Source organism: Mycobacterium sherrisii, from assembly GCF_002102355.1.
In the GTDB taxonomy this organism is placed as follows: domain Bacteria; phylum Actinomycetota; class Actinomycetes; order Mycobacteriales; family Mycobacteriaceae; genus Mycobacterium; species Mycobacterium sherrisii.
In genome coordinates, this window is sequence record NZ_LQPT01000093.1 from 92,637 (window position 1) to 117,430 (window position 24,794).

At 69.2% G+C, this 24,794-nt stretch carries 17 protein-coding genes; 15 read left to right on the forward strand and 2 right to left on the reverse strand.

Translation table 11 applies throughout. The features are described from left to right. Positions 1-84 precede the first annotated feature (84 nt). The 14 genes from AWC25_RS19345 (at position 85) to AWC25_RS19405 (ending at position 14,576) form a co-directional block, all read left to right on the forward strand. A complete protein-coding gene (locus AWC25_RS19345; RefSeq protein ID WP_069398585.1) occupies positions 85-852 on the forward strand; it encodes a DsbA family protein in 768 nt (255 codons plus the stop codon). An 8-nt stretch (positions 853-860) separates the two neighbouring features. Beyond that, positions 861-1,490: a vitamin K epoxide reductase family protein gene (locus AWC25_RS19350; RefSeq protein ID WP_085167291.1), complete on the forward strand. Its 630-nt coding sequence runs from the start codon at positions 861-863 to the stop codon at positions 1,488-1,490. Positions 1,491-1,500: 10 nt separating this feature from the next. After that, positions 1,501-4,896, forward strand: a complete 3,396-nt coding sequence (locus tag AWC25_RS19355) for a pyruvate carboxylase (RefSeq protein WP_085167292.1) — start codon at positions 1,501-1,503, stop codon at positions 4,894-4,896. Positions 4,897-4,909: 13 nt separating this feature from the next. Beyond that, positions 4,910-5,482, forward strand: coding sequence for a 16S rRNA (guanine(966)-N(2))-methyltransferase RsmD (gene rsmD, locus AWC25_RS19360; RefSeq protein ID WP_085167293.1), 573 nt, complete (start codon positions 4,910-4,912; stop codon positions 5,480-5,482). A gap of 6 nt (positions 5,483-5,488) precedes the next feature. Further along, on the forward strand, positions 5,489-5,971 hold the full coding sequence (gene coaD, locus AWC25_RS19365; protein WP_069398589.1) for a pantetheine-phosphate adenylyltransferase: 483 nt from the start codon (positions 5,489-5,491) through the stop codon (positions 5,969-5,971). 42 nt (positions 5,972-6,013) lie between these two features. Beyond that, positions 6,014-7,270, forward strand: a complete 1,257-nt coding sequence (locus AWC25_RS19370) for a saccharopine dehydrogenase family protein (RefSeq protein ID WP_085167294.1) — start codon at positions 6,014-6,016, stop codon at positions 7,268-7,270. 354 nt (positions 7,271-7,624) lie between these two features. Then, positions 7,625-8,830, forward strand: coding sequence for a PPE family protein (locus tag AWC25_RS19375; RefSeq protein WP_069398591.1), 1,206 nt, complete (start codon positions 7,625-7,627; stop codon positions 8,828-8,830). A gap of 19 nt (positions 8,831-8,849) precedes the next feature. Next, entirely contained in the window at positions 8,850-10,061 is a 1,212-nt protein-coding gene (locus tag AWC25_RS19380; RefSeq protein WP_085167295.1) for a PPE family protein, read from the forward strand. Positions 10,062-10,067: 6 nt separating this feature from the next. After that, positions 10,068-10,415: a DUF732 domain-containing protein gene (locus AWC25_RS19385; RefSeq protein WP_085167296.1), complete on the forward strand. Its 348-nt coding sequence runs from the start codon at positions 10,068-10,070 to the stop codon at positions 10,413-10,415. A 112-nt stretch (positions 10,416-10,527) separates the two neighbouring features. Continuing rightward, positions 10,528-11,478 (forward strand): metal ABC transporter solute-binding protein, Zn/Mn family, encoded by a 951-nt coding sequence (locus AWC25_RS26660; RefSeq protein ID WP_142278946.1) that lies wholly within the window; start codon positions 10,528-10,530, stop codon positions 11,476-11,478. Beyond that, positions 11,479-12,336: a metal ABC transporter ATP-binding protein gene (locus AWC25_RS26665; RefSeq protein WP_069398595.1), complete on the forward strand. Its 858-nt coding sequence runs from the start codon at positions 11,479-11,481 to the stop codon at positions 12,334-12,336. It abuts the gene before it with no gap. Continuing rightward, entirely contained in the window at positions 12,333-13,250 is a 918-nt protein-coding gene (locus tag AWC25_RS19395; protein ID WP_069398596.1) for a metal ABC transporter permease, read from the forward strand. The genes AWC25_RS26665 and AWC25_RS19395 overlap by 4 nt, the downstream gene beginning before the upstream one ends. Beyond that, complete coding sequence (locus AWC25_RS19400; RefSeq protein ID WP_084229119.1) at positions 13,247-14,254, forward strand: metal ABC transporter permease; 1,008 nt, start codon at positions 13,247-13,249, stop codon at positions 14,252-14,254. Before AWC25_RS19395 ends, AWC25_RS19400 begins: the two co-directional genes overlap by 4 nt. After that, positions 14,196-14,576, forward strand: a complete 381-nt coding sequence (locus AWC25_RS19405) for a Fur family transcriptional regulator (RefSeq protein ID WP_232326887.1) — start codon at positions 14,196-14,198, stop codon at positions 14,574-14,576. The genes AWC25_RS19400 and AWC25_RS19405 overlap by 59 nt, the downstream gene beginning before the upstream one ends. A gap of 16 nt (positions 14,577-14,592) precedes the next feature. Here AWC25_RS19405 and AWC25_RS19410 read toward each other — a convergent pair whose 3' ends face one another. After that, positions 14,593-15,768: a permease gene (locus AWC25_RS19410; RefSeq protein WP_372513423.1), complete on the reverse strand. Its 1,176-nt coding sequence runs from the start codon at positions 15,766-15,768 to the stop codon at positions 14,593-14,595. 297 nt (positions 15,769-16,065) lie between these two features. Between AWC25_RS19410 and pks2 the strand changes: the two genes are divergently transcribed. Then, positions 16,066-22,380: a sulfolipid-1 biosynthesis phthioceranic/hydroxyphthioceranic acid synthase gene (gene pks2 / locus AWC25_RS19415; protein WP_085167298.1), complete on the forward strand. Its 6,315-nt coding sequence runs from the start codon at positions 16,066-16,068 to the stop codon at positions 22,378-22,380. On the opposite strand, the gene AWC25_RS19420 is transcribed toward pks2, so the two are convergent. Continuing rightward, the gene (locus AWC25_RS19420) at positions 22,377-24,713 is read right to left on the reverse strand and encodes a transketolase-like TK C-terminal-containing protein (protein WP_069398600.1); all 2,337 of its coding nucleotides are present in this window, start codon (positions 24,711-24,713) and stop codon (positions 22,377-22,379) included. The genes pks2 and AWC25_RS19420 overlap by 4 nt on opposite strands. Between the last annotated feature and the right edge of the window lie 81 nt (positions 24,714-24,794).

Here is a 24,794-nt window from a genome sequence, read left to right on the forward strand (position 1 = left end):
GGTAACCTAGAAGCGCCATCGCGCGCCGGGCCGACCGACGGACCTGCTCGCAAGCCGACTCAGCACACAAAGGACCTCCGGACCGTGGCCGACAAATCGAAACGTCCCCCCCGATTCGACCTGAAGGCCTCCGACGGTAAGTCCGGCCGACTCATACAGATCGGTGGCACCGCGTTCATCGTCATCTTCGCCGTGGCGCTCGTGTTCTACATCGTGACGTCGCATCACGACAAGAAGGGCGGCGTGCCGGGCGAGGGCGACACGGTCCGGGTGACGTCGAGCAAGCTAATCACCCAACCGGGCACGAACAACCCCAAGGCCGTGATCACCTTCTACGAGGACTTCCTGTGCCCGGCCTGCGGTAACTTCGAGCGAACCTTCGGGCCGACGGTGTCCAGGTTGATCGACGCCGGCGCCATCGCGGCGGACTACGCGATGGTGGCCATCCTGGACAGCAACAAGAACCAGAACTATTCCTCGCGGGCGGGGGCGGCCGCGCTGTGTGTCGCCGACGAGAACATGGACGCGTTCCGGCGCTTCCACACCGCGCTGTTCTCCACGGGGATCCAGCCCGACGAACGCGGCCCGAACTTCCCGGACAACGCGAAGCTGATCGAATACGCCCGTCAGGCCGGCGTCGTCGGCAAGGTGCCGGACTGCATCAACAGCGGAAAGTACCTCGCCAAGGTCGGTGGGGAGGCCTCGGCCGCGGGCATCACCGCCACGCCGACGGTCAAGATCAACGGCGAGAACTACGACCCGTCCACGCCGGACGCGCTGGTTGCCAAGATCAAGACCATCGTGGGCGACATACCGGGCATCGACACGGCCGTCGCCCCCGCGGCCGCCTAGGCGTTGCGGTGTCGGACCAACCCGCCGAGCCCTGCGCAGATCCGGCACCGGCTACTACTCGTGCGGTACCGACGCCGGCTGCCTGGTGGGTGCTGATCGCCGGTGCGATCGGCCTGGCCGCGTCGGCGACGCTGACGGTGGAGAAGATTGACATTTTGCTCAACCCGTTGTACGTGCCGTCCTGCAACCTCAACCCGATCATCTCGTGCGGCTCGGTGATGGTGACGCCGCAGGCGTCGCTGCTGGGCTTTCCCAATCCGTTGCTCGGCATGGTGGCTTTCACCGTGGTATTGGTCACCGGGGTCTTGGCCGTGGCGAAAGTGCAAATACCGCAATGGTTTTGGCTGGCGCTGACCGCCGGGACACTGCTGGGGGCGGTGTTCGTGCACTGGCTGATCTTTGAAAGCCTGTACCGGATCGGTGCGCTGTGCCCGTACTGCATGGTGGTCTGGGCGATGACGATTACCCTGCTGGTGGTGCTCGCGTCCATCGCGTTCCGCCCGGCGCTGCAAAGCCGGGACAGCGCCGCGGCGCGGCTGCTCGACCAATGGCGGTGGTCGCTGGTCACGCTATGGTTTACCGGAGTGTTTCTGCTGATCATGGTGCGATTCTGGGACTATTGGTCGACGCTGCTGTGAGGAGTCAAAAGTGATCTCCAAGGTGCTGGTAGCCAATCGCGGTGAGATCGCGATTCGTGCCTTCCGCGCGGCCTACGAACTCGGGGTGGGCACCGTCGCCGTGTATGCCTACGAGGACCGCAATTCCCAACACCGCCTCAAGGCCGACGAGTCCTATCAGATCGGCGAGGTCGGCCATCCGGTGCGGGCCTACCTGTCCATCGACGAGATCGTGGAAACCGCCCGCCGGGCGGGCGCCGACGCCGTCTACCCCGGTTATGGTTTCCTGTCGGAGAACCCGGACCTGGCCGCGGCGTGCGCGGCGGCCGGCATCACATTCGTGGGTCCGGGCGCGGAAATCCTTGAGCTGACTGGAAACAAGGCGCGAGCCATCCAGGCCGCCCGGGAAGCCGGGCTGCCGGTACTGCGCTCGTCGGCGCCGTCGGCGTCGGTCGACGAGTTGGTTGCCATGGCCGAGTCCGAGGCCGACGGCATCCGGTTTCCGTTGTTCGTCAAGGCAGTTGCCGGCGGCGGGGGCCGGGGGATGCGCCGGGTCACCGAGTTGGCCGCGCTGCCCGAGGCCATCGAGGCGGCCAGCCGCGAGGCCGAGTCGGCCTTCGGCGACCCGACCGTCTATCTCGAGCAGGCGGTGCTCAAGCCACGACACATCGAGGTGCAGATCCTGGCGGACAATGCCGGCAACGTGATCCACCTGTACGAGCGGGACTGCAGCGTGCAGCGACGCCACCAGAAGGTCGTCGAATTGGCGCCTGCGCCAAACCTTTCCGCTGAGCTGCGGGACAAAATCTGCGCCGACGCGGTCGCGTTCGCCCGGCACATCGGTTACAGCTGCGCGGGCACGGTGGAGTTCCTGCTGGACGAGAGCGGCCAGTACGTCTTCATCGAGATGAATCCCCGAATTCAGGTGGAGCACACCGTCACCGAAGAGATCACCGACGTCGACCTGGTGTCCAGCCAGCTGCGCATCGCATCCGGCGAGACCCTCGACGATCTCGGGCTGCGGCAGGAGAACATCGCCCCGCACGGCGCCGCGCTGCAGTGCCGCATCACCACCGAGGATCCGGCCAACGGGTTCCGACCCGACACCGGTCGGATCAGCACCTACCGCAGCCCCGGCGGCGCGGGCATCCGCCTGGACGGCAGCACCAACCTGGGGGCGGAGATCGGGGCCCATTTCGACTCCATGCTGGTCAAATTGACCTGCCGGGGTCGCGACTTTCACGCCGCCGTCGCCCGGGCCCGGCGCGCGATCGCCGAGTTCCGGATTCGCGGCGTGTCGACGAATATCCCGTTCCTGCAAGCGGTTTTGGAGGACCCGGACTTTCAGGCCGGCCGGATCACCACGTCGTTCATCGACGACCGGCCGCACCTGCTGACGGCGCGGGCCTCGGCCGACCGCGGCACCAAGATTCTCAATTATCTGGCCGATGTCACCGTCAACCAGCCGCACGGCCCGCGGCAGTCGATGGTGTATCCACATGACAAACTGCCCGAGATCGACCTGGAGACCGCCCCGCCGGTCGGCTCCAAGCAGCGCCTCGTCGAGTTGGGGCCCGAAGGCTTCGCGCGCTGGATGCGTGAGTCGCCCGCGGTGGGCGTCACCGACACCACCTTCCGCGATGCGCACCAGTCGCTGCTGGCCACGCGGGTGCGCACCAGCGGCCTGCTGATGGTGGCGCCATACCTGGCGCGCACGATGCCGCAGCTGTTGTCCGTGGAATGCTGGGGTGGTGCGACTTACGATGTGGCACTGCGGTTTTTGAAGGAAGATCCCTGGGAACGACTGGCCGCACTGCGCGAGGAGATCCCGAACATCTGTCTGCAGATGTTGCTGCGGGGTCGCAACACGGTGGGGTACACGCCCTACCCCGAATCGGTCACGTCGGCCTTCGTCGAGGAGGCGACGGCGACCGGGATCGACATCTTCCGCATCTTCGATGCCCTGAACAACCTGGATTCGATGCGCGCGGCGATCGACGCCGTGCGCGAAACCGGCTCGGCCATAGCCGAAGTCGCGATGTGCTACACGGGCGACCTGAGCGATCCGGGCGAACGGCTCTACACGCTGGACTACTACCTCGATCTGGCCGAGCGGATCGTCGAAGCCGGTGCGCACGTGCTGGGCATCAAGGACATGGCCGGACTGCTGCGCCCGCAGGCCGCGCACCGGCTGGTCAGCGCGCTGCGCAGTCGCTTCGATCTGCCCATCCACGTCCACACGCACGACACCCCGGGCGGTCAGTTGGCCAGCTACCTGGCCGCCTGGCAGGCCGGGGCGGATGCGGTCGACGGCGCCGCGGCGCCGATGGCTGGCACCACCAGCCAGCCGTCCCTGAGCTCGATCGTCGCCGCCGCGACGAATACCCCGCACGACACCGGCCTGTCGTTGGCGGCGGTGTGCGCGTTGGAGCCCTACTGGGAGGCGCTGCGAAAGGTGTACGCCCCCTTTGAATCCGGCTTGCCCGGACCCACGGGGCGGGTGTACCGCCACGAGATCCCGGGCGGGCAGCTGTCCAACCTGCGGCAGCAGGCGATCGCGCTGGGGCTCGGCGACCGCTTCGAGGAGGTCGAAGAGGCCTACGCCGGGGCCGACCGGGTGCTGGGCCGGCTGATCAAGGTGACCCCGTCGTCGAAGGTGGTCGGCGATCTGGCCCTGGCTCTGGTCGGTGCGAGCGCCAGTGCGGACGAATTCGCTTCCGACCCGGGCCGATTCGACATCCCGGAATCGGTGCTGGGATTCTTGCGGGGCGAGCTGGGCGATCCGCTCGGGGGCTGGCCGGAGCCGTTGCGCAGTGCCGCGCTGGCCGGCCGTGGACCGGCCAAACCGGTCGAGCAGCTCAGCGCCGAGGACGAGGCCGGGTTGGCGCTGACCGGACCGAAACGCCAGGCCACCCTGAACCGTCTGCTATTCCCCGGCCCGACAAAGGAATTCGAGGAGCACCGGGAGACATTCGGCGACACCTCGCACCTGTCGGCCAACCAATTCTTCTACGGGCTGCGGCAGGGCGACGAACACCGGGTCAAGCTGGAGCGCGGGGTCGACCTGTTGATCGGACTCGAAGCGATCTCCGAACCCGACGAGCGCGGCATGCGCACGGTGATGTGCATCATCAACGGCCAACTGCGCCCGGTGCTGGTGCGCGACCGCAGCATTGCCAGCACCGTCCCCACCGCGGAGAAGGCCGACCGCGGCAACCCCGACCATGTCGCCGCGCCGTTCGCCGGCGTGGTCAGCGTCTCGGTGGCCGAGGGCGATCGGGTCAGCGCCGGCCAGACCATCGCCACGATCGAGGCGATGAAGATGGAAGCTCCGATCACCGCGCCGAAGGACGCCACAGTGGCGCGGGTCGCCGTCTCGAGCACCGAGCAGGTCGAGGGCGGAGACCTGCTGGTGGTGCTGGGCTGACACGCCGGCGGACGTGACCAGGATCATCGGCGGGTCGGCCGGTGGGCGGCGCATCGCGGTGCCGCCGCGGGGGACCCGGCCCACCACCGACCGGGTCCGCGAGTCGCTGTTCAACATCGTCACCGCGCGGCGGGATCTGACCGGCGTGGCGGTGCTCGACCTCTACGCCGGCTCGGGCGCGCTGGGTCTGGAGGCGCTGTCCCGCGGCGCGGTGTCGGCGCTGTTCGTCGAGGCGGACCCGCGCACCGCGGCCGTCATCGCCGCAAACATCGAGGCGCTGGGTCTGCCCGGTGCGACGCTGCGCCGCGGCACGGTGGCGGCCGTGCTCGCCGGCGGTGCCGCGGCCCCGGTCGATCTGGTGCTCGCCGATCCGCCCTATGACCTCGACACCGCCGAGGTCCAGTCCGTCGTGGCCGCGCTGGGCGAGCGCGGGTGGGTGCGCTCCGGGTCGCTCGCCGTCGTCGAGCGTGCCGCCGCCGCGACGGAGCTGACCTGGCCGGACGGCTGGACACCGTGGCCGCAGCGAGTGTATGGCGACACCCGGCTGGAGCTCGCCGAGTTTGACCGAGACGCCCTGCTACCTTGATCGCTTATGAGCGGCGCCGTATGTCCTGGCTCGTTTGACCCGGTGACGTTGGGTCACATCGACGTCTTCGAACGCGCTGCGGCGCAATTCGACGAGGTGATCGTCGCGATCCTGACCAACCCCGCGAAAAAGGGCATGTTCGACATCGACGAGCGGATCGCGATGATCGAGGAGTCCACCACGCACCTGCCCAACCTGCGCGTCGAGGTCGGACAAGGCCTGGTGGTGGACTTCGTCACGTCCCACGGGATGACCGCGATCGTCAAGGGTCTGCGCACCGGCACCGATTTCGAATACGAGCTGCAGATGGCGCAGATGAACAAGCACGTCGCGAATGTGGACACATTTTTCGTGGCGACCTCGCCGCGGTACTCCTTCGTGTCGTCGTCGTTGGCCAAGGAGGTCGCGATGCTGGGCGGCGACGTCACCGCGCTGTTGCCCGACCCGGTGAACCGCCGGCTGCGGGAGCGACGTTCGGATGCGTACTGACACGGTCGTGCGCCGATGGCGGTGCCGCCAGGAGCCTGACCCGTGAGTGCGGACGAACGCGAGTTCGACATCGTCGTCTACGGCGGGACGGGCTACTCCGGCCGGCTGACGGCCGAATACCTGGCCCGGGTGGCGGGCGGCGCGCGGGTCGCGCTGGCCGGGCGCTCCCGGCAGCGGCTGCTGGCGGTGCGCGAATCCCTCGGCGCCACGGCGGGACACTGGCCGCTGATCGTGGCCGACGCCGCGGACCCCGCCGCCGTGCAGGCGATGGCGGCCCGCACCCGCGTGGTGCTGACCACGGTGGGGCCCTACACGACGCACGGTTTACCGGTCGTGGCGGCGTGTGCCAAGACCGGGACCGACTACGCCGACCTGACCGGCGAGGTGATGTTCGTGCGCACCAGCATCGACCGCTACCACAAACAGGCCGCCGACACCGGAGCCCGGATCGTCGTCTCGTGTGGATTCGCTTCGCTGCCTTCGGATCTGAACGTATACCAGCTGTACCGCCGGGCACTCGACGACGGGGCGGGCGAATTGTGCGACACCACCCTGGTGTTCCGGTCCTTCTTCCAGGGCGGGGGATCGGGCGGCACCGTCGCCTCGGAATTCGAGTCGATGCGCACCGCCTCCAGCGACCCCGAGGCGCGACGGCTGATGGCCGACCCGTACACGTTGACCCCCGACCGCGGGGCCGAACCGGAGCTGGGGCGCCAGCCCGACTTCGGGTGCCGGCCGGGCGGCCGGATCGCACCCGAACTCGCCGGCTTCTGGGTGGGTGGCCTGCTGTGGGCGCCGCACAACACCCGAATCGTCCGGCGCAGCAACGCATTACAGAATTGGGCCTACGGCCGGCGGTTTCGCTATGCGGAGACCATGAGTCTGGGCAGGTCGTTCGCCGCGCCGGTGGCCGCCGCTGCGCTGACCGGAACCGTGGCGGCTGCATTCGGCTTGGGCGCCAGGCACTTTCGCCGGATACCGCGGCGATGGGTGCAGCGGGTGGTGAAGCCCGGCAGCGGTCCGGGCGAATCGCTGCGTCAGCGCGGCCATTACACGGCGCAGACCTACACCACCACCACGACCGGGGCCCGCTACCTGGCGACCTTCGGCCAGCAGTTGGATGCCTACAGCGGCACCGGAGTGCTGCTCGCCGAGTGCGGTCTGGCGCTGGCCCTCGACCGTGATCGCCTCACCGACGTGCGCGGCGTGCTCACCCCGGCCGCCGCGATGGGGGAGGCGTTGCTGACGCGGCTGCCGGACGCCGGGGTGGCGATGAACACGGTGCGGCTGACCCCCTAGCGAATTGCCTTCTGCGACAACCGATCAGCAAGATCGACAGCGAACTGCCGAGTCTGCTCGAATTGATAGGGCGCGAAGTGGGCCGGCGGGAAGGGCACGCCGAAGTAGCGATCGCGGTACCGGCCGCAGGTAGCTGATCTTCGACAAGCCGGACGCGCGCTGCCCGCGGTGCGTAGCGGCGATCGGCCGTTTGGCATACCGCCGGCGCGGGGTGCCCGTTCGGGGGCGGCCGGGTGACCTACGTCATGTCGACATGTGCGGCGCAGGCGGTATGGTACGGCTTGCTTAATGAAAACGATTATCAATAAGCTTGGGCCGCCGACAACAGGTCGGGCCGGCGCTGAAAGGGAGTTCATGCTGGATTTCGCGGCGTTGCCGCCGGAGGTCAACTCGGCCAGGATGTATGCCGGTCCCGGGTCGGCACCCATGCTGGCCGCCGCGGGGGCCTGGCGGGCGCTGGCCGCCGAGATGCGGTCCGCGGCAACAGATTACGATTTGGTGCTGCGAGACTTGACCGGCGCCACCTGGCATGGGCCGTCGTCGGTGTCGATGTCGGCCGCCGCGGCGCCGTTTGTGGCCTGGCTGCAAGCCACGGCGGGCCAGGCCGAACAGACCGGGGTGCAGGCTACCGCGGCCGCGGCGGCTTTCGAGGCCGCGTACGCGATGACGGTCAGCCCGGCGGCCGTTGCGGCCAATCGCACACTGCTGGCAAACCTGGTGGCCACCAATATTTTCGGGCAGAACACCCCGGCCATCGCGGCCACCGACGCCGAGTACGCCGAAATGTGGGCGCAAGATGTCGCAGCGATGACCGGCTACGCCAGCGCATCGAGATCCGCGTCGCAGATGACGCCGTTCACCTCGCCGAGCACGAACACCACCGCCGAGGGGGTGGCCGGACAGAACCAGGCCGTCGGTCAGGCGGCGAACACGGCCGCTGGCACTGCACAGTCATCGTTATCGGCCAACCCCACTTCGGCAGCGGGGGCAACGTCGGATGCCGGCGCGGCCACGCCGGGGTCGGCGGGTGATTTCCTGACGGGCCTGTTGGATGGGTCGAACGATACCGCGCTGGGCAGCTTCCTGAATAGCAATTTCTTCAGCAACTCACTGCTGAACGGCTCGCTTGCCGGCGGACCGTTCAACCCGCAGACGATTGTTTCCACCGCGCAGGGCTTCAGTTTCCTTCAGACGGTTGCCACCACGCTCGGCGGCCTGGACGACTTCGCGGACGGGGCCGAAAGTGCCACCGTGAGTTTGTCGTCCAGCACGACGGAAGCAGCGGGTCTGACCGGTGCCGCGGCGGAGGTGGGTCGCGCGGACCTGGTGGGATCGATGTCGGTGCCACCGAGTTGGGCATCGGCAACCAACATCACGCCCAGTCAGACTGCAGTGCCCGTTGGTGGGCTCAGCGATATCGGTTCGGCCGCGGCGCCGGCCGCGGGAGGTCCCGGTGGCGTCGCGGGTCCGCTCGGCGGCAACGGCCGCAGGCTCCGCCGAGCCATTCCACGGTACGGATTTCGGCCGATCGTTATGCCACATCCGCCGGCCGCCGGTTGAGAAACCAGGAGAAGATGTCATGCTGAATTTTGGGGCGATACCGCCGGAAATCATCTCGGCCAAAATGTACGCAGGTCCCGGATCGGGATCACTACTGGCGGCCGCGGCGGCGTGGAATGCGTTATCCGCTGAATTACATTCGGCCGTCGGCAATTACGAATCAGTCATCACGTCGCTGGTCGCCGAAAACTGGCTGGGGCCGTCCGCGGAGAAGATGGCGGCGGCGGTCCAACCGTACCTGGCATGGCTGGCGGCAGCCGCCGTGCAGACCGAGCATGTCGGCGCTTCGGCCGCCGCCGCCGCGACAGCGTACGAGGCGGCGTTTGCCGCGACGGTCCCGCCCACGGTCATCTCGGCCAATCGGACCTTGCTGGCGAACCTGTTGGCGAGCAACCTGTTTGGCCAGAATGCCGGGGCGATCGCGGCCGCCAACGCCCAGTATGCCGAGATGTGGGCGCAAAACAGCGCCACGATGACCAGCTACGCGATCGCCGCGCGCGCGGCCGGTGACATGACGCCGTTCAGCCAGCCTCGGGCCGATACCGCCCAGGACGCCGCAGCCGGGCAGGCGGCCGCGGTCAACCAGGCCGGCAGCGCCGCCGGTGCCGCGGCGGCCCCTGCACCGACCGGCATCTGGTCGTGGCTCGGTCTAGCTCCCGGTTCGGACACCTCCACCACCGGGCTGGCCGGCGTCATGAACCTGTTCAGCAATTCCAACGAGAATCTCCTGGGCGCCTTCCTCAACAACAACAGCGTAGGCGGATTGTCGAACGCCTTCACTACCAACGGAATTCTGAATCCGACGACGTTCATCGATCCGGCAGCCACGGCCGCCGCGAATGGTGCCATCACAAGCGCGACCACCTCGGGGCTCGAAGATCTGGCGGCCGGGCTCGGCAATGTCGGCTTGGCGTCGTCGGTCGCGAAGCTGCCCGGTGCCGCCGCCACCGCGGGGTTGGGACAGGCGAGTTTGGTGGGGACCTTGTCCGTACCGACGACCTGGGCCGACACCGGGGCGACGGTCAGCACCGTAGCGGCGACGACGAAGGTGGGTGCCGCGGCGTACCACGGCTTCGGCGCCGCGACCCCGATGGTGATGGAAGGCGCAGGGGCGGTGGGCATGCCGGGGGTGCCGCTGGCCGGTATCCCGGGTTCCCCCGAGGACGAGTTCGCCGACCCGATCTACGGATTCCGCCCCCGCGTCATCGGACGCCCGCCCGCCGCAGGATAACCGCATATGAGATTCGCACCAGGGCTCGCCGCCGTCGTCGCCTCGATTGGCCTGGCCGCCGCGGCACACGCCGACCCGGGCGACGAGGCCGACCAGGCATTCCTCGCCGCGCTCGCCGACGCACACATCACCTATCACGACCGCGAGCATGTGATCAAAGCCGGCCAAAAGGTCTGCGACTTAGCCAATTCCGGCGCGTCTGAGCTCGACATCATCCGCGACATCCGAGATCTCAACCCCGCCTTCACCATGACCAGCGCTGCCAGGTTTGCGAAAGCGGCCGCCAGCGCCTACTGCCCCGACCGGCTGGCCGCCGACGGCGACGCCGCCAATGTCGACGGCCAGCCGGGCTGACCATCGGCCTTGTCACCGGTGCCCGGACCGGTCGAGTGCAAAGCTCGCGGCGGCGTGCTACCGTCGCCATGTTAATGGAAATCATTTTCAATAAAGTCAGGGGAGTGATGTGATGGCAGGTCGGCGGCGCAGCGCGGCATGGGTGGCGGTGAACACGGTCGCGGTGCTGTTCGGCGTTATCGCGTGCGGCGGTGGCAATCCGGCGCAATCGGGGCCCACCGGCACGAGCGGCCCCGGGGCCGCGTCCAAGTTGGCGGTGGTCGCCACCATCAACGCGTGGGGCAGCATCGCGGCTCAGCTCGGTGGCGATCGCGTGCAGGAGACCAGCATCATCACCAATCCCAACACCGACCCGCACAGCTACGAGCCGTCGGCTGCCGACGCCCGCGCCGTCTCGGATGCCACGGTCGTCATCGAAAACGGCATCGGCTACGACGCCTGGGCCGACAAAATGCTTGCCTCCGAATCAAATTCGAAGCACACCGTGGTCAACGTCGGCGACACCGTCGGGGTCCCGGCGGGCGGGAACCCGCACCAGTGGTATTCGCCCGACTCGGTGACCAAGGTTGCCGGGGCGATCACCGCCGCATACAAAAAGGCGGACCCTGCCGACTCGGCCTATTTCGACCAGCGCAACACCGAGTTCCTCAACCAAACCTTGGCGACCTACCACGGTCTGATCGCCACCATCAAAGCCAAATACGCCGGGACACCGGTCGGCGCCAGCGAATCGATTTTCGCTCCGCTCTCGGATGCGTTGGGGCTCAACCTGATCACCCCACCGGAATTTCTGAAGGCAATCAGCGAGGGCACGGATCCCTCGCCGGCGGACAAGGCCACCATCGACCACCAGATCGCCACCAAGGCCGTCAGGGTGTACGTGTTCAACACTCAAAACGCCACACCGGATGTGCAGGCCCAAGTCGACGCGGCCAAAAACCAGGGCATCCGCGTCACCACCGTGACCGAGACCTTGTCGCCGGAAAACGCATCGTTCCAAGATTGGCAGTCCAGCCAACTGTCCGCGCTCTCCGACGCTCTACACGGCGCGACGGGCAAGTAGATGACCGCCGTGGGGTCCGAGCAGACCGTGGTCCGGATGCGCGCCGCGTCGGCCGTGGTGGGCGGCAAGACCGTGTGGTCGGAGGTGTCCCTGGAGCTCGGCGCCGGAGAATTCGTCGCGGTGCTCGGACCGAATGGCTGCGGTAAATCGACGCTATTGAAATCCCTGATCGGCCTGACTCCGACGCGCGGATTGGTTGAGGTGCTGGGCGCGCGGCCCGGCCGGCGCGCGAACCTGATCGGGTACCTGCCGCAACGGCGCGCGTTCGACGCCAGCGTGCGGATCCGCGGCATCGACGTGGTGTCCCTGGGACTGGACGGCGCACGCTGGGGCACACCCGTGCCCGGGCTGGCCCGCCTGCTGGCCCCGCGACGTTCGGCGCGACGGCGGCAACGGCTCGACTACGTCATCGACATGGTCGGCGCCGCTGACTATGCCACGCGTCCGATCGGCCGCTGCTCCGGTGGCGAACAACAGCGGCTGCTGATCGCGCAGGCACTGATCCGCCGGCCCAAACTGTTGTTGCTCGACGAACCGCTGGACAGTCTGGACGTGCCCAGCCAGGCCGGGATCTGCGCCTTGGTAGGCGACGTCTGCCGCCGCGAGAATGTCGCGGTGGTCATGGTCGCCCACGACGTCAACCCGATCCTGCCCTACCTCGACCGCGTCATCTATCTTGCCGCCGGTTCGGCGATGATCGGAACACCGGAAGAGGTGATCACCGCCGATCAACTGTCCGCGCTCTACGGCATGCCGATCGACGTGCTGCACGACCGGGCGGGGCATTTGTTCGTCGTCGGCCAGCCCGGTGCCGTTGGACCGGCCGCAGCCACCCAGATCGCCGGAGCGCCTGCATGATTGCGCAGCCGGGCTGGAACGTGATCGCCGACGTGCAGCAGATGTGGGTCTATCCGTTCATGGTGACCGCCTTCCGGGCCGGCACCGTGGTCGCCGTGCTGGCCGGTGTCGTCGGATGGATCATGGTGCTGCGCAAGGAAAGCTTCGCCGGACACACCCTGGCCATCGTCGGCTTCCCCGGGGCCGCCGCCGCGGCGTGGCTGGGCATCGCCACCGGCTACGGCTACTTCGCCGCCAGCGTCGGCGCTGCCGCGGTAATCGCGTTGCTGCCCAGGTCAACTCGCGCGGGAACGCTGAGCAGCCTCAGCGAGGAATCCGCCGGCATCGGCACGATCCAGGCCCTGGCACTGGCGACCGGGTTTTTGTTCGTCAGCCTGTATCACGGATTCCTGTCGGGGTTGACCAACCTGCTGTTCGGCGCCATCACCGGCGTCACCACCGGGCAGCTCGGCGCGCTGATGATCGCCGCGCTGGTGTGCCTGGTGGTGCTGGCCGCGATCGGGCGGCCGCTGCTGTGGGCCTCGATCGACCCCGACGCGGCCACCGCCAACGGCGTCCCCACCCGCGGCGTCGCCATGGTGTTCCTGCTGGTGCTCGGTGCTGCCACCGCCGGCGCCAGCCAAATCACGGGCAGCCTCCTGGTTTTCGTGTTGTTAGTGGCCCCGCCCGCGGCCGCGTTCCAACTGACCGCCCGGCCCGTGACGGGAATCGTGCTGTCCATCGTGCTGGCGGTCACGGTGACCTGGCTGGGCATCGGGTGCGCCTTCTACTCGCCCTATCCAATCGGATTCTGGGTCAGCAGTTTCGCATTCGCCGGCTATCTGCTGGCCGTCGGTTATCGCACGGCCGCCGAGCGGGCGCTGCTGCGGGTCGACCGGCAGGGCATCCCGGCACGGCCGGTGGTGACGGCATGAGCAAGATCGACGTGTACGTCGGGGCGTCGGACCCACTGACCGGCGCGGCGAACATGCTGTCGCATCCGTTCATCGAGCACGCCCTGGTGGCCGGGACCGCGGTGGCCGCGGTGTGCGGGCTGGCCGGCTACTTCCTCGTGCTGCGCGGCCAGGTCTTCGCCGGGGACGCGCAGGGACACGTCGCCTACTCGGGCGCCATGGCGGCGCTGGTGGCCGGGATCGATCCACGGGTGGGACTGTTCGCGTCGACGATCATCGCGGCGGTCCTGCTGGCCGCGATGAGCCGACTCGGTGCCGACGACGTCGCGATCGGGTCGTTTTTCTCCTGGATACTCGGACTGGGTGCGCTGTTTTTGACCTACTACACCAGCCACGGCAGCGGCCACAACGGCACGGCGAACGTAAATGTCTTGTTCGGCAGCATCTTTGGGATCAACGACGACGCCCGCACCTTCGCGGTCGTCGGCGCGGCGGCGTTGACCGCGGTGTTGGTCACGATCGCCCGCCCATTGCTGTTCGCCACCATCGATCCGGGCATCGCCCGGGCTGCCGGCGTGCCGACCCGACTGCTGAGCACGACCTTTTTGATCGTCGTCGGAATCACCGTCGCCGAAGCCACCCAGATCATCGGCACCCTCGTCGTCCTCGGTCTGCTCGCCGCCCCGGCCGCCGCGGCCGCCCGGCTGACCAATCATCCCTGGCGGGCGTTCTGGCTGTCCGCGCTGCTGGCCGCCGCCGCGGTCTGGATCGGCGTCGCCGTCGCCTATGCCGTTCCGGCGGCCCCGGCCACCTTCACCATCATGAGCACCGCCGCCCTCATCTACCTGCTCACCGCCGTCGTCGGTGCCCGCGACCGTCGGGGCTCGTACCGGCCGGCGGCCTTGCCACACAACACATCCGAGGAGCACAACAATGCCGTCGTCGCGGCTGCTACATCGCTCGCGCATGACCGCCCAGCAACGAGCCGTGCTCGAGCTGCTGCAGCGCAGCGACCGTTTCCGTAGCGCCCAACAGCTGCATCTCGAGCTCCGTCACGACGACGGCGTTCGGATCGGGCTGGTGACCGTGTACCGGATCCTGCACGCGTTCGCCGACCAGGACATCGTGGAAACCCAGCGCGCCGAAGACGGTGAGATGCTGTATCGGCTACGCACCGTGTCCGGGCATCGCCACTACTTGCTGTGCCGCCAGTGCGGGTTCGCGATCGGGTTCACCGTCGACGACGTCGAATGCCTCACCACCCAACTGGCCCGGCAACACCACTTCACCGGGGTCGCCCACCAGATCGACTTCTACGGCACCTGCCCACAATGCGTTGACACCTGAGGCGACGCGCCGGTGTTCAGTGGTGGTGGTGTCCGCCGGGTTCGGGTTCGGGGGAGCCGCCCATCATCCGCAGCATCGGCAGCCCGCCGGAGGTGACGAAGCGGGCCACCAGCACGGCCCCGATCGCCAGGAACACGATGTTCAGCCAGGTGGTGTAATTCCACGAGACCGCCGCCTCCATGACGGTGGCGTTGCGGTGGTGGGGTATGAGATCCGTTGCGCCGAACAGCAATTCGATAGCGTAGCCGGCGCCGACCATGGCGAGATAGAAGGTTGCCAGGATCGTCAGCATCATCCTGGTGCCGTAGTACTTCCGGTAGATGTTCAGGATCGGCAGGATGATCAGGTCGGCGAAGATGAACGCGACCACACCGCCGAAGCTGATGCCGCCGTTCCACAGCACCGCGGCCAGCGGCACGTTCCCGATCGAGCAGACGAACGACACGATCGCCACGACCGGGCCGACGATCGGGCCCCACAGCGCCGCCGCACCGGGATGGTTGGCGAAAAAGAAACTCTGCCAAAATGATTCGGGAACCCACGCCGCGATGGCGCCGGCGATCAACAGGCCCAGCACCAGATCGCGCACGATCGCCAACCACTCCATCACGAACACGTGCGACACCGAGGTGAAGCCCTCGGCGGAGAACAACCGCTGCCGAAACGATCCGTCCCGCTTGATCGACATGTCCATCGCGGCGTGGCCTTCCATCGAACCGGCGATGCCGCGCTCGGCCTGGGCGCGGGCGGCGTCGACCAGCCGGGAGGGCACGAACATCCGGAACAGCAGCGCCAGCGCCACGATCATGATCGGGCCCCCGACGAACTCCGCGGCGGTGAACTGCCAGCCCATCAACAACGCCAGGATGATGCCCAGTTCGATGACCAGGTTGGTGGAGCCGATCTCGAACGCCATCGCGGCGGTGAAGTTGGCGCCCTTGCGGAACAGCGACCGGGCCAGCGCCACCGCGGCGTACGAACACGACGACGACGCCGCGCCCAGCCCGGCGGCCACGGCCAGCGTGCGGGGCCGGTCGTCGCCGATCAGATTCACGATCGTCGATCGGCGTACCACCGCCTGCACCACTGCCGAGAGCAAAAAGCCCAGGATCAGCGCCCAGGTGATCTCCCACGTCATCGACCCGGCCAAGGTCAAGGCGTGGCCCAGGGCCGCTGGCGCTTTGCTCGTCACTTTGATCTCCGCGGTGGGTTGCGTGCTGCGGTGATTATGGCCCACCGGGGCCGGGCGCGTCCGTTCGCGGTGCTCGGTGCCGGTTGTGCACCGCGCCGGCGGGCGCGGGAACAATTCATCCATTCCCGCGCCGCCGCGAAGCCCGGCGTCTAAGCTGGGGCGGTTCGAGTATTTCCGTGTCGATACCCGGATTAGTGGTTCTGCGAGCGCTGCTACGGGGGTTCCGTTGCGCGTATCGACATCTGGTGGTGCTTGGGGAGGCGCCGCCGGCAGAGCTGAGACGAGGTATGAACGGCGATGCAGTCGCGTGTCACGCCCATTGCGGTCATCGGGATGGGCTGCCGGCTCCCCGGCGGTATCGACTCACCCGACGCCTTCTGGCGGGCGCTGCTGCGCGGCGACGACCTGGTGACCGAGATCCCGCCCGACCGGTGGGATGTCGAGGACCACTACGACCCCGAGCGCGGTGTCCCGGATCGGTCGGTGTCGCGCTGGGGCGGCTTCATCGACGACGTCGGCGGCTTCGACGCCGCCTTCTTCGGTTTCGGCGAACGCGAGGCGACGGCCATCGATCCGCAGCACCGGTTGCTGCTGGAGACGTCCTGGGAGGCGATCGAGCACGCCGGGATCGTGCCGGCGTCGATGAGCGGCTCGCGCACTGGCGTGTTCATCGGGTTGTGCCAGCAGGACTACACGCTGATGACCGGCGATGCGGGCGTGCTGGGCGACGCCTACGGCTACACCTGCACGCCGTTCAGCATGGCCTCCGGACGCATCGCCTACGGGCTGGGTTTGCAGGGACCGGCCATCACGATGGACACCTCGTGCTCGTCGGGTCTGCTCGCCGTGCACCTGGCCTGCCGGAGCCTGGACAGCGGCGAAAGCGACCTGGCGTTGGCCGGGGGCGCGATGCTGGTGCTGGACCCGCGGGTGTCAACGTCGGCGTCGGGCCAGGGCATGCTCTCACCGACGGGTCGCTGCCACACGTTCGACGTCGCCGCCGACGGTTTCGTGCGCTCCGATGGTTGCGCCGTGGTGATGCTCAAGCGGCTGCCCGATGCCGAGCGCGACGGCGACCGGATCCTGGCGGTGGTGCGCGGCACCGCGGCCAACCAGGACGGCCGGTCCGAGACCATCACCACGCCATCGCGCACCGCCCAGGCCACGGTGTACCGCGCGGCATTGGAAGCGGCCGGGGTCGATCCGTCGACGGTGGGCGTGGTGGAAGCGCACGGCACCGGGACCCCGAAGGGTGACCCACTCGAATTCGCCAGCCTGGCAGAGGTTTACGGCGCCGCCGGTAACCGGGTCGCGCTGGGGTCGGCCAAGAGCAACGTCGGCCACACCGAAGCGGCCGCCGGTGCCGTCGGGTTGGTGAAGGCCGTCCTCGAGTTACGCCACGGCCTGGTGCCGCCGATGGCGCACTTCACCCGCCTGCCCGACGAACTCGCCCGCATCGACACCGGATTGTTTGTGCCGCAAGAGGTTACGCCGTGGCCGGACAAAGGCGACGCGCGGGGCCCGGTGCCGCGACGGGCCGGGGTGACGTCGTTCGGGATGTCGGGCACCAACGTGCACGCCGTGCTCGAGCAGGCGCCCGACGCCTCCGGCGCGCCCGCCGAGCGTCCCGCGCCCGGCGCGCTGGTCGTTCCGCTGTCGTCGACCTCGGCGGGCGAGCTGCGCCGAACCGCGGGGCGGCTGGCGGACTGGCTGGCCGCCCAGGAGTGCGGCGTGCGGCCCGTCGACCTGGCCTACACGCTGGCGCGGCGGCGCGGGCACCGCACCGTGCGCACCGCGGTGGTCGCCGGGAACAGCGTCGACGATCTGGTTGATAAGCTCCGCGAAATCGCTTGCAGCCAAACCCCTTACCCGCCGGCGGCCGGGCACGACGACCGCGGGCCGGTGTGGATCTTCTCCGGGCAGGGCTCGCAGTGGGCGGCGATGGGTGCCGAGCTTCTGGCCAACGAGCCGGCGTTCGCGGCGACCGTCGCGCGGGCCGAGCCGCTGATTGCGGCGGAGTCGGGGTTTTCGGTCACCGAGGCGATGTCGGCAGCGGAGACGGTGACCGGCATCGGGCGGGTGCAACCCACGCTGTTCGCGTTCCAAGTCGCGATGGCCGAGGCGATGCGGTGCCACGGGGTGCGGCCCGGCGCGGTCATCGGCCACTCGATGGGCGAGATCGCCGCGGCCGTCGTCGCCGGTGCGCTGTCGCTACAAGACGGCGTCAAGGTGATCTGCCGACGCTCGGAACTGATGTCCCGGGTGGCCGGTGCCGGGGCGATGGCCACGGTCGAGCTGCCCGCCCGGCAGGTGCGCGACGAGCTGGCGACCCGCGGCATCGCCGACGTCGTGGTGTCGGTGATCGCCTCGCCGAACTCCGTCGTGATCGGCGGTGCCGCCCACCGGGTTCGCGATCTGGTCGCCGGGTGGGAAGCCCGCGACGTGATGGCGCGCGAGGTGGCCGTGGACGTCGCGTCGCACTCGTCCCAGGTCGACCCGATCCTGGCCGAGCTGGCCGAGCGGCTCGCCGACCTGGCGCCGAGCGCGCCGGTGGTGCCGTGTTACTCTGCGACGCTTGATGATCCGCGCGTGGCGCCGACCTTCGACGCCGGGTACTGGGTGAACAACCTGCGCGGTTCGGTGAAGTTCGCCGCCGCCGTGCAGGCCGCGTTGGACGACGGGCACCGGGTGTTTGCCGAGCCGTCGCCGCACCCGCTGCTGACCCGCGCGGTGGAACAGACCGCCGCCGCGGCCGACATCGTCGTGCAAGCGCTGGCCGGCCTGCGCCGCGAGCAGCCCGTTCCGCATGGGCTGCTGGGGTTTCTGGGCGACCTCTACAGTGCCGGTGCCGCAATCGATTTCGCCGCGCTGTATCCGGCGGGCCGGCTGGTGGATGCGCCGCTGCCGACCTGGACCCGGCAGCGGCTGCTAGTCGAGTCCGACGGGTCGACCGGGCGCGGGGAGCCCACCGTTGCGGTGCATCCGCTGCTGGGTGCGCATGTCCGGCTGCCCGAGGAGCCGGAGCGGCACGCCTGGCAGGGCGAGATCGGCACCGCGACGCTGCCCTGGCTGGCCGACCATCGGGTGAACGGCGTCGCGGTGTTCCCGGGCGCGGGCTTTTGCGAGATGGCCCTGGCCGGCGCGGCCCAGATCTTCGGGCCGGACGCCGAGGTGCGCGATGTCCGGTTCGAGCAGATGCTGCTGTTGGACGACGAAACCCCGGTCAGCGCAGTGGCTTCGATCAAGGACGCCGGCGTCGCCGCGTTCGCGGTGGACACCGATCGCGACGGTGAACGGTCCCGCAGCGCGACGGCGACGTTGTGCCGCGCCGCCGACGCGGGCGCCGAGGAACAACCGCAGCGCCGCGACATCGCGGCCCTGCTGGCCACCCACCCGCAGCGGACGGACGGCGCCGCGCTGCGGCGCGCCTTTGCCGAGCGCGGCGTCGATTACGGCCCGGCCTTTGCCGGCCTGGTGTCGGCTTGTAACGCAGCAGGCAAGAGCCGCACCGTCGTTGCCGAGGTGGAGCTGCCCAGGGCGGTGCGCTCGCAGCAGGGCGGTTACGGCGTACATCCGGCGCTGCTGGACGCCTGCTTCCAGACGGTGCTGGCCCACCCTGCCATCAAGGACGCGGCGCACGTCGGCCTGCTGCTACCGGTGAGTGTGGCGCGGTTGCGCCGCTACGCCCCGGTCCGGGGCACGCGCTACTGCCAGGCGCGCATCGTGTCGGCGAGCGAGTCGGCGCTGCAGGTGGACCTGGACCTGCTCGACGAGACCGGTGCCGTCGTGCTGGCCGTCGAAGGTCTGCGCATGACGGCCGGTGGCGGCGCCGCCGACCAGCTGATGACCGAGCGACTGTTGACCGTCGAGTGGCAGCGCCAGACCTTGCAGCCGGTGCCCGAGCGGCCGGTGGGCAGCTGGCTGTTGATCACCCCCGCCGAGTCCGATCTGCTGGGGTCCCGTCTCGCCGACGCCCTGAAATCCCTTGCCGCCCAACCCTGCACACTGATCTGGCCACGGCAGGCCGACCATGCCGCGAAGACCGCGGAGCTGTCCGCGGTGGTGCGCGGTGGACTCGATGGGGTGGTGATCGTGTGCCCGCCGCCCGGCGGTCCGCCCGACGAGCCGGGGCTGCTGGCGGGCCGCGAGCAGGTGCGCCACCTGGTCCGCATGATCCGCGAACTGCCGGAGATGTCGGCCGAGCCGCCGCGGCTGTACGTCCTGACCCGACGGGCGCAACTCGTGCGGGGCGATGACGATCCCAACCTGGTACAGGCCGGGCTGCGCGGCCTGCTGCGCGTGGTCGGCGCGGAGAATCCGCAACTGCGCACCACCCAGATCGACCTGGCCGCCGAGGACGACATCGAGCTGGTCGCCCAGGAACTGCTGTCGGGTACGCCCGAGGACGAGACGGCCTGGCGAGGTGGCCAGTGGTACACGGCGCGGCTGCGCTGCACCCCGCTGGCGGCCGACGAACGCCGGACCACCACGGTCCGCCACGAGACCGAGCAGCTGCGCGCGGTCGTGCGCCACCCCGGCGACCTGCAGACCCTGGAGTTCGTCGCACTCGACCGCACCGCGCCCCGCGCCGGGGAGGTGGAGATCGCGGTCGACGCCGCCAGCGTCAACTTCGCCGAAGTGATTGCGGCTCTTGGTCGTTACCCGGATCTGGAGGGTCGGCCGCATCAATTGGGTTTCGACGTGGGTGGTGTGGTGGCCCGGGTTGGTGACGGCGTCACCGGCCTGCACGTCGGCGACCGGGTGGGCGGCTTCGCCGGATTCGGCAACGGCAGCTGGGGCACGTTCGTCACCTGCGATGCCCGATTGGTGGTCGGCTTGCCGGCCGCCGTGACCACCGTGCAGGCCGCCGCGGCGGCCACGGCGTACGGCACCGCCTGGTACGGGCTGTGCGAGCTGGCCCGGATCTGCGCCGAGGACAAGGTGCTGATCCACTCCGGCACCGGTGGCGTCGGTCAGGCCGCGATCGCGATCGCGCGGCGGGCAGGCGCCGACGTTTTCGCCACCGCGGGCAGCCCTGAGCGTCGAGAGTTGTTGCAGCGCATGGGAATTGAACACGTCTACGACTCGCGCAGCACCGCGTTCGCCGAGCAGATCCGCCGCGACACCGACGGGTACGGCGTCGACATCGTGCTGAACTCGCTGACCGGGGCGGCCCAGCAGGCCGGGATCGAACTGCTGGCCTACGGCGGAAGGTTCGTGGAGATCGGCAAGCGGGACATCTACGCCGACGCGCGGCTGGGCCTGTTCCCGTTCCGCCGCAACCTGTCGTTCTACGCCGTCGACCTGGCACTGCTCACGCACACCCATCCGGGCCGGGTGCAACAGTTGCTGCGCACGCTCTACCAGCGGATCGCGGACGGCGAGCTGCCGGTGCCGACCTGCACCGAATATCCGCTGTCGGAGGCGGCGACGGCGATCCGGGTGATGAGCGGCGCCGAGCACACCGGCAAGCTGGTGCTCACGGTGCCCCGCGCCGGAAGGACCGACGCGGTGCTGCTGCCGGAGCGGGCGCCGGTGTTCCGCAACGACGGCGCCTACATCGTCACCGGGGGCCTGGGCGGTCTGGGCCTGTTCCTGGCCGGCCAGATGGCCTCGCGCAACGGCAAGGCGGGCTGCGGCCGCATCGTGCTGACCGCCCGGTCCGCCCCAACTCCCAAGGCGCGCCAGGCGATCGAGCGCCTACGCGCGAACGGCACCGATGTGGTGGTGCACAGCGGCAACATCGCGGAACCCGAGACGGCCGCCGCGGTGGTGGCCGCGGCCACCGCGACCGGGTTGCCGTTGCGCGGGGTGCTGCATGCCGCCGCCGTCGTCGAGGACGCCGTGCTGGCCAACATCACCGACGAGCTGATCGACAAGGACTGGGCGCCAAAGGTCAACGGGGTGTGGAACTTACATCACGCGACCGCCGGGCAGCCGCTGGACTGGTTCTGCTCCTTCTCCTCGGTGGCCGCGCTGTTCGGCTCGGCCGGGCAGGGCGCCTACGCCGCGGCCTCGAGCTGGCTGGACGCGTTCACTCGCTGGCGGCGCAGCCAGGGTCTGCCGGCGACCGCGATCGCCTGGGGGGCGTGGGGTGAGATCGGCCGCGCCACCTTCTTGGCCGCCGGCGGGCGCACGACGATGATCGCGCCGGACGAGGGGGCCCGGGCGTTCGAGACGTTGTTGCGCTACGACCGCACCTACACCGGCTACGTCCCGACGACGGGGGCGCCCTGGCTGGCCGCGCTGGTGGCGCGCAGCCCGTTCGCCGAGGCCTTCCGAGACTCCGGCGATCAGCACGGCGCCGAAAGCTCGGCGCTGCGAGACGAATTGCGCGCCCTGGCGCCCGACGAGTGGCCGGCCCGGCTGCGCCGCCTGATCGCCGACCAGACCGGCCTGATCCTGCGCCGCGCCATCGACCCGGACCGGCCGTTCGCCGAGCACGGCCTGGACTCGCTGGGCAATCTGGAACTGCGCACCCGCATCGAAGCCGAGACCGGGATCCGCCTGACGCCCAAAACCATCGCCACCTACAACTCGGCGCGCGCGTTGGGGGCGCACCTGTCGGAGGCGCTGGCCGCCGAAGAGGCACACCTGGCGGCCCCGGGCTAGCCGGCGATGTCGAGTGCCGCCCGCACGATGCTGTCGGTGTCGATGCCGTGGTAGCGGTACACGTCCTGGAGGCCGCCGGCCTGACCGAACGTCGACACGCCCAAGGCGGTCAACGGAACTCGCTGAATGTTAGCCAGGAACGCGAGCGTGTGGGGGTGACCGTCCAGGACGGTGACCATCGGGTGGGCGCGGTCGACGGGGAAGACCTGATCGAGGATCCAGCTGTCGGCGCGGCCCCGGCCCTGGCGGGCCTGCCAGGCCTGGAACAGCAGGCCCGGACTGGTCACGCAGACCACGTCGGCCGGGACTCCGAGCTGCGCCAGCCGATCGGCGGCGGCCAGCGCCTCGGTGATCATGGTGCCCATCGCCGCAATGGTGACCTTCGCGGAGCCGTTGCGCCGCAACGGATATCCCCCCGCCACCACCTGGCGACGGCGGCGTTCCCGAGCCGCGGGGTCCTGCGGCACGGCGGCGGCCGTCTGGTCAACCGGGCGAGTCGACAGTCTCAGATACGCCGAGCTGCCGTCCGGCCGGCCGAGCCGGGCGATGCTGGCCAGCAGGGTCCACTCGACGTCGATCGCGAACGCCGGCTCGTAGCTGATGCAGCCCGGCTGCTCGAGCCCGATCGACGGGGTCTTGATGGACTGGTGTGCGCCGCCTTCGGCGGCCAGGCTCACCCCGGACGGGGTGCCGATCAGGATGGAGTGACCACCGGCGTAAATCCCGAAAGACCATGGCTCGAGCGCGCGTTCGACGAACGGGTCGTAGAGCACGCCGATCGGGAACAGCGGCTCACCCCACCGACTCCAGGTCGCTCCCAGTTCGCCGATCAAGCCCACCAGGTTGGTCTCGGCGATACCGAGCTCGATGTGCTGCCCGCTCGGGCGTTCGTTCCAGTGCATCAGGGTTTGTCCATCGTCGGCGAACCAATTGCGCCGCTCGCTGGCCGACCACACGCCGACCTTGTTCACCCAGCCGGCCAGATTGGTGGTCGAACTGACGTCCGGGCTGACCGTGACGACGCGCTTGGCCACGTCGGGCGCCTCGCGGGTCAGGTCCAACAGCAGGCGGCCGAGCGCGGCCTGCGTCGTCGAGGTGCCCTTCGGGGTGCGCCCGATATCGGTAGGCACCGCGGGCGCAACCGGCGCCGGGACGGGGGCTCGGCGTAACCGCGCCGCGGTGGCGGCGCACAGCCGTCCCATCGGGCTGTCCGGGCTGAACCGGGCCCACGGCTTCTCGGTGTCCATGCCGAGTCTGGTTGCCAATCCCGCGAATTCGTCGTCGGTGAGCAGGGCCGAATGGTTCTGCGGGTGTCCCTCGGTGGGCAGTCCGTACCCCTTGATGGTGTACGCCAGGATCACCGTGGGCTGGGTGTCGTCGATCTGGCGATAGGCCGCGGTGAGGGCCGCCAGGTCGTGGCCGCCCAGGTTGCGGATCGCCCCGGTCAGCGTCTCGTCGTCCAGCGTGGCGATCAAGTCGGCGATCGCGCCGCTGCCGGGACCCGCACCGGGCAGCCGCTGCCGGATCCCGTCCGCGTCGCAGCGCAGCAGCCGCTGGTATTCGGCGTTCTCCATGGCGATGATCCGCTGCCGCAGGGCATCTCCGCTGGGGCGGGCGAACACCGACTCGAGCTGACGGCCGAAGTCGACCGTGATGACCTGCCAGCCCGCCGCGCCGAACATCGCCTCCAGTCGTCGCGCGGCGATGTTGGGCACCACCCGATCCAGGGACTGCCGGTTGAGGTCGACGATCCAGACCACCTCGCCCAGTTCGGCGATGGCCGGATCGAGGATGGCCTCCCACACCGCGCCCTCGTCCAGCTCGGCGTCGCCGACCAGCGAGTACTGGCGGCCGTGCCCGCCCGAACCTAGTTGCGCGCCGACGTAGCGGCGCGCCAGCGTGCCCCAGATCGGGGCGGTGGCACCGATGCCGACCGAACCCGTCGAGTAGTCCACCACGTCCGGGTCCTTCGAGCGGCTCGGATACGACTGCAGACCGCCGAACTCCCGCAGCGTGGTCAGGTACTTCTCGTCCAGCTCGCCCAGCAGGTAGTTGATGCTGTGCAGCACCGGCGACGCGTGCGGCTTGACCGACACCCGGTCGCCGGGCTGCAGTTGACGGAACCACAGCGAGGTCATGATGGCCACCATCGAGGCGCTCGAGGCCTGGTGACCGCCGACCTTCAGTCCGGAGGGGTTGGGCCGCACCCGGTTGGCGTGATGCACCACCGCCGTGGACAGCCACAGCACCCGCTCGGCGATGGCGTGCAGGGCGTCGAGTTCGCTGATCGCGGGATCAATATCGCCAACGGCCACGGTGTTCAGGGTGGTCATAATGTCCTGCCGGTTCGGTTGCGCAGATAGATCACAAAGTTGACCAGTCTCCGGTATCTCGTGGCAAGCTGCTTTCTGTGT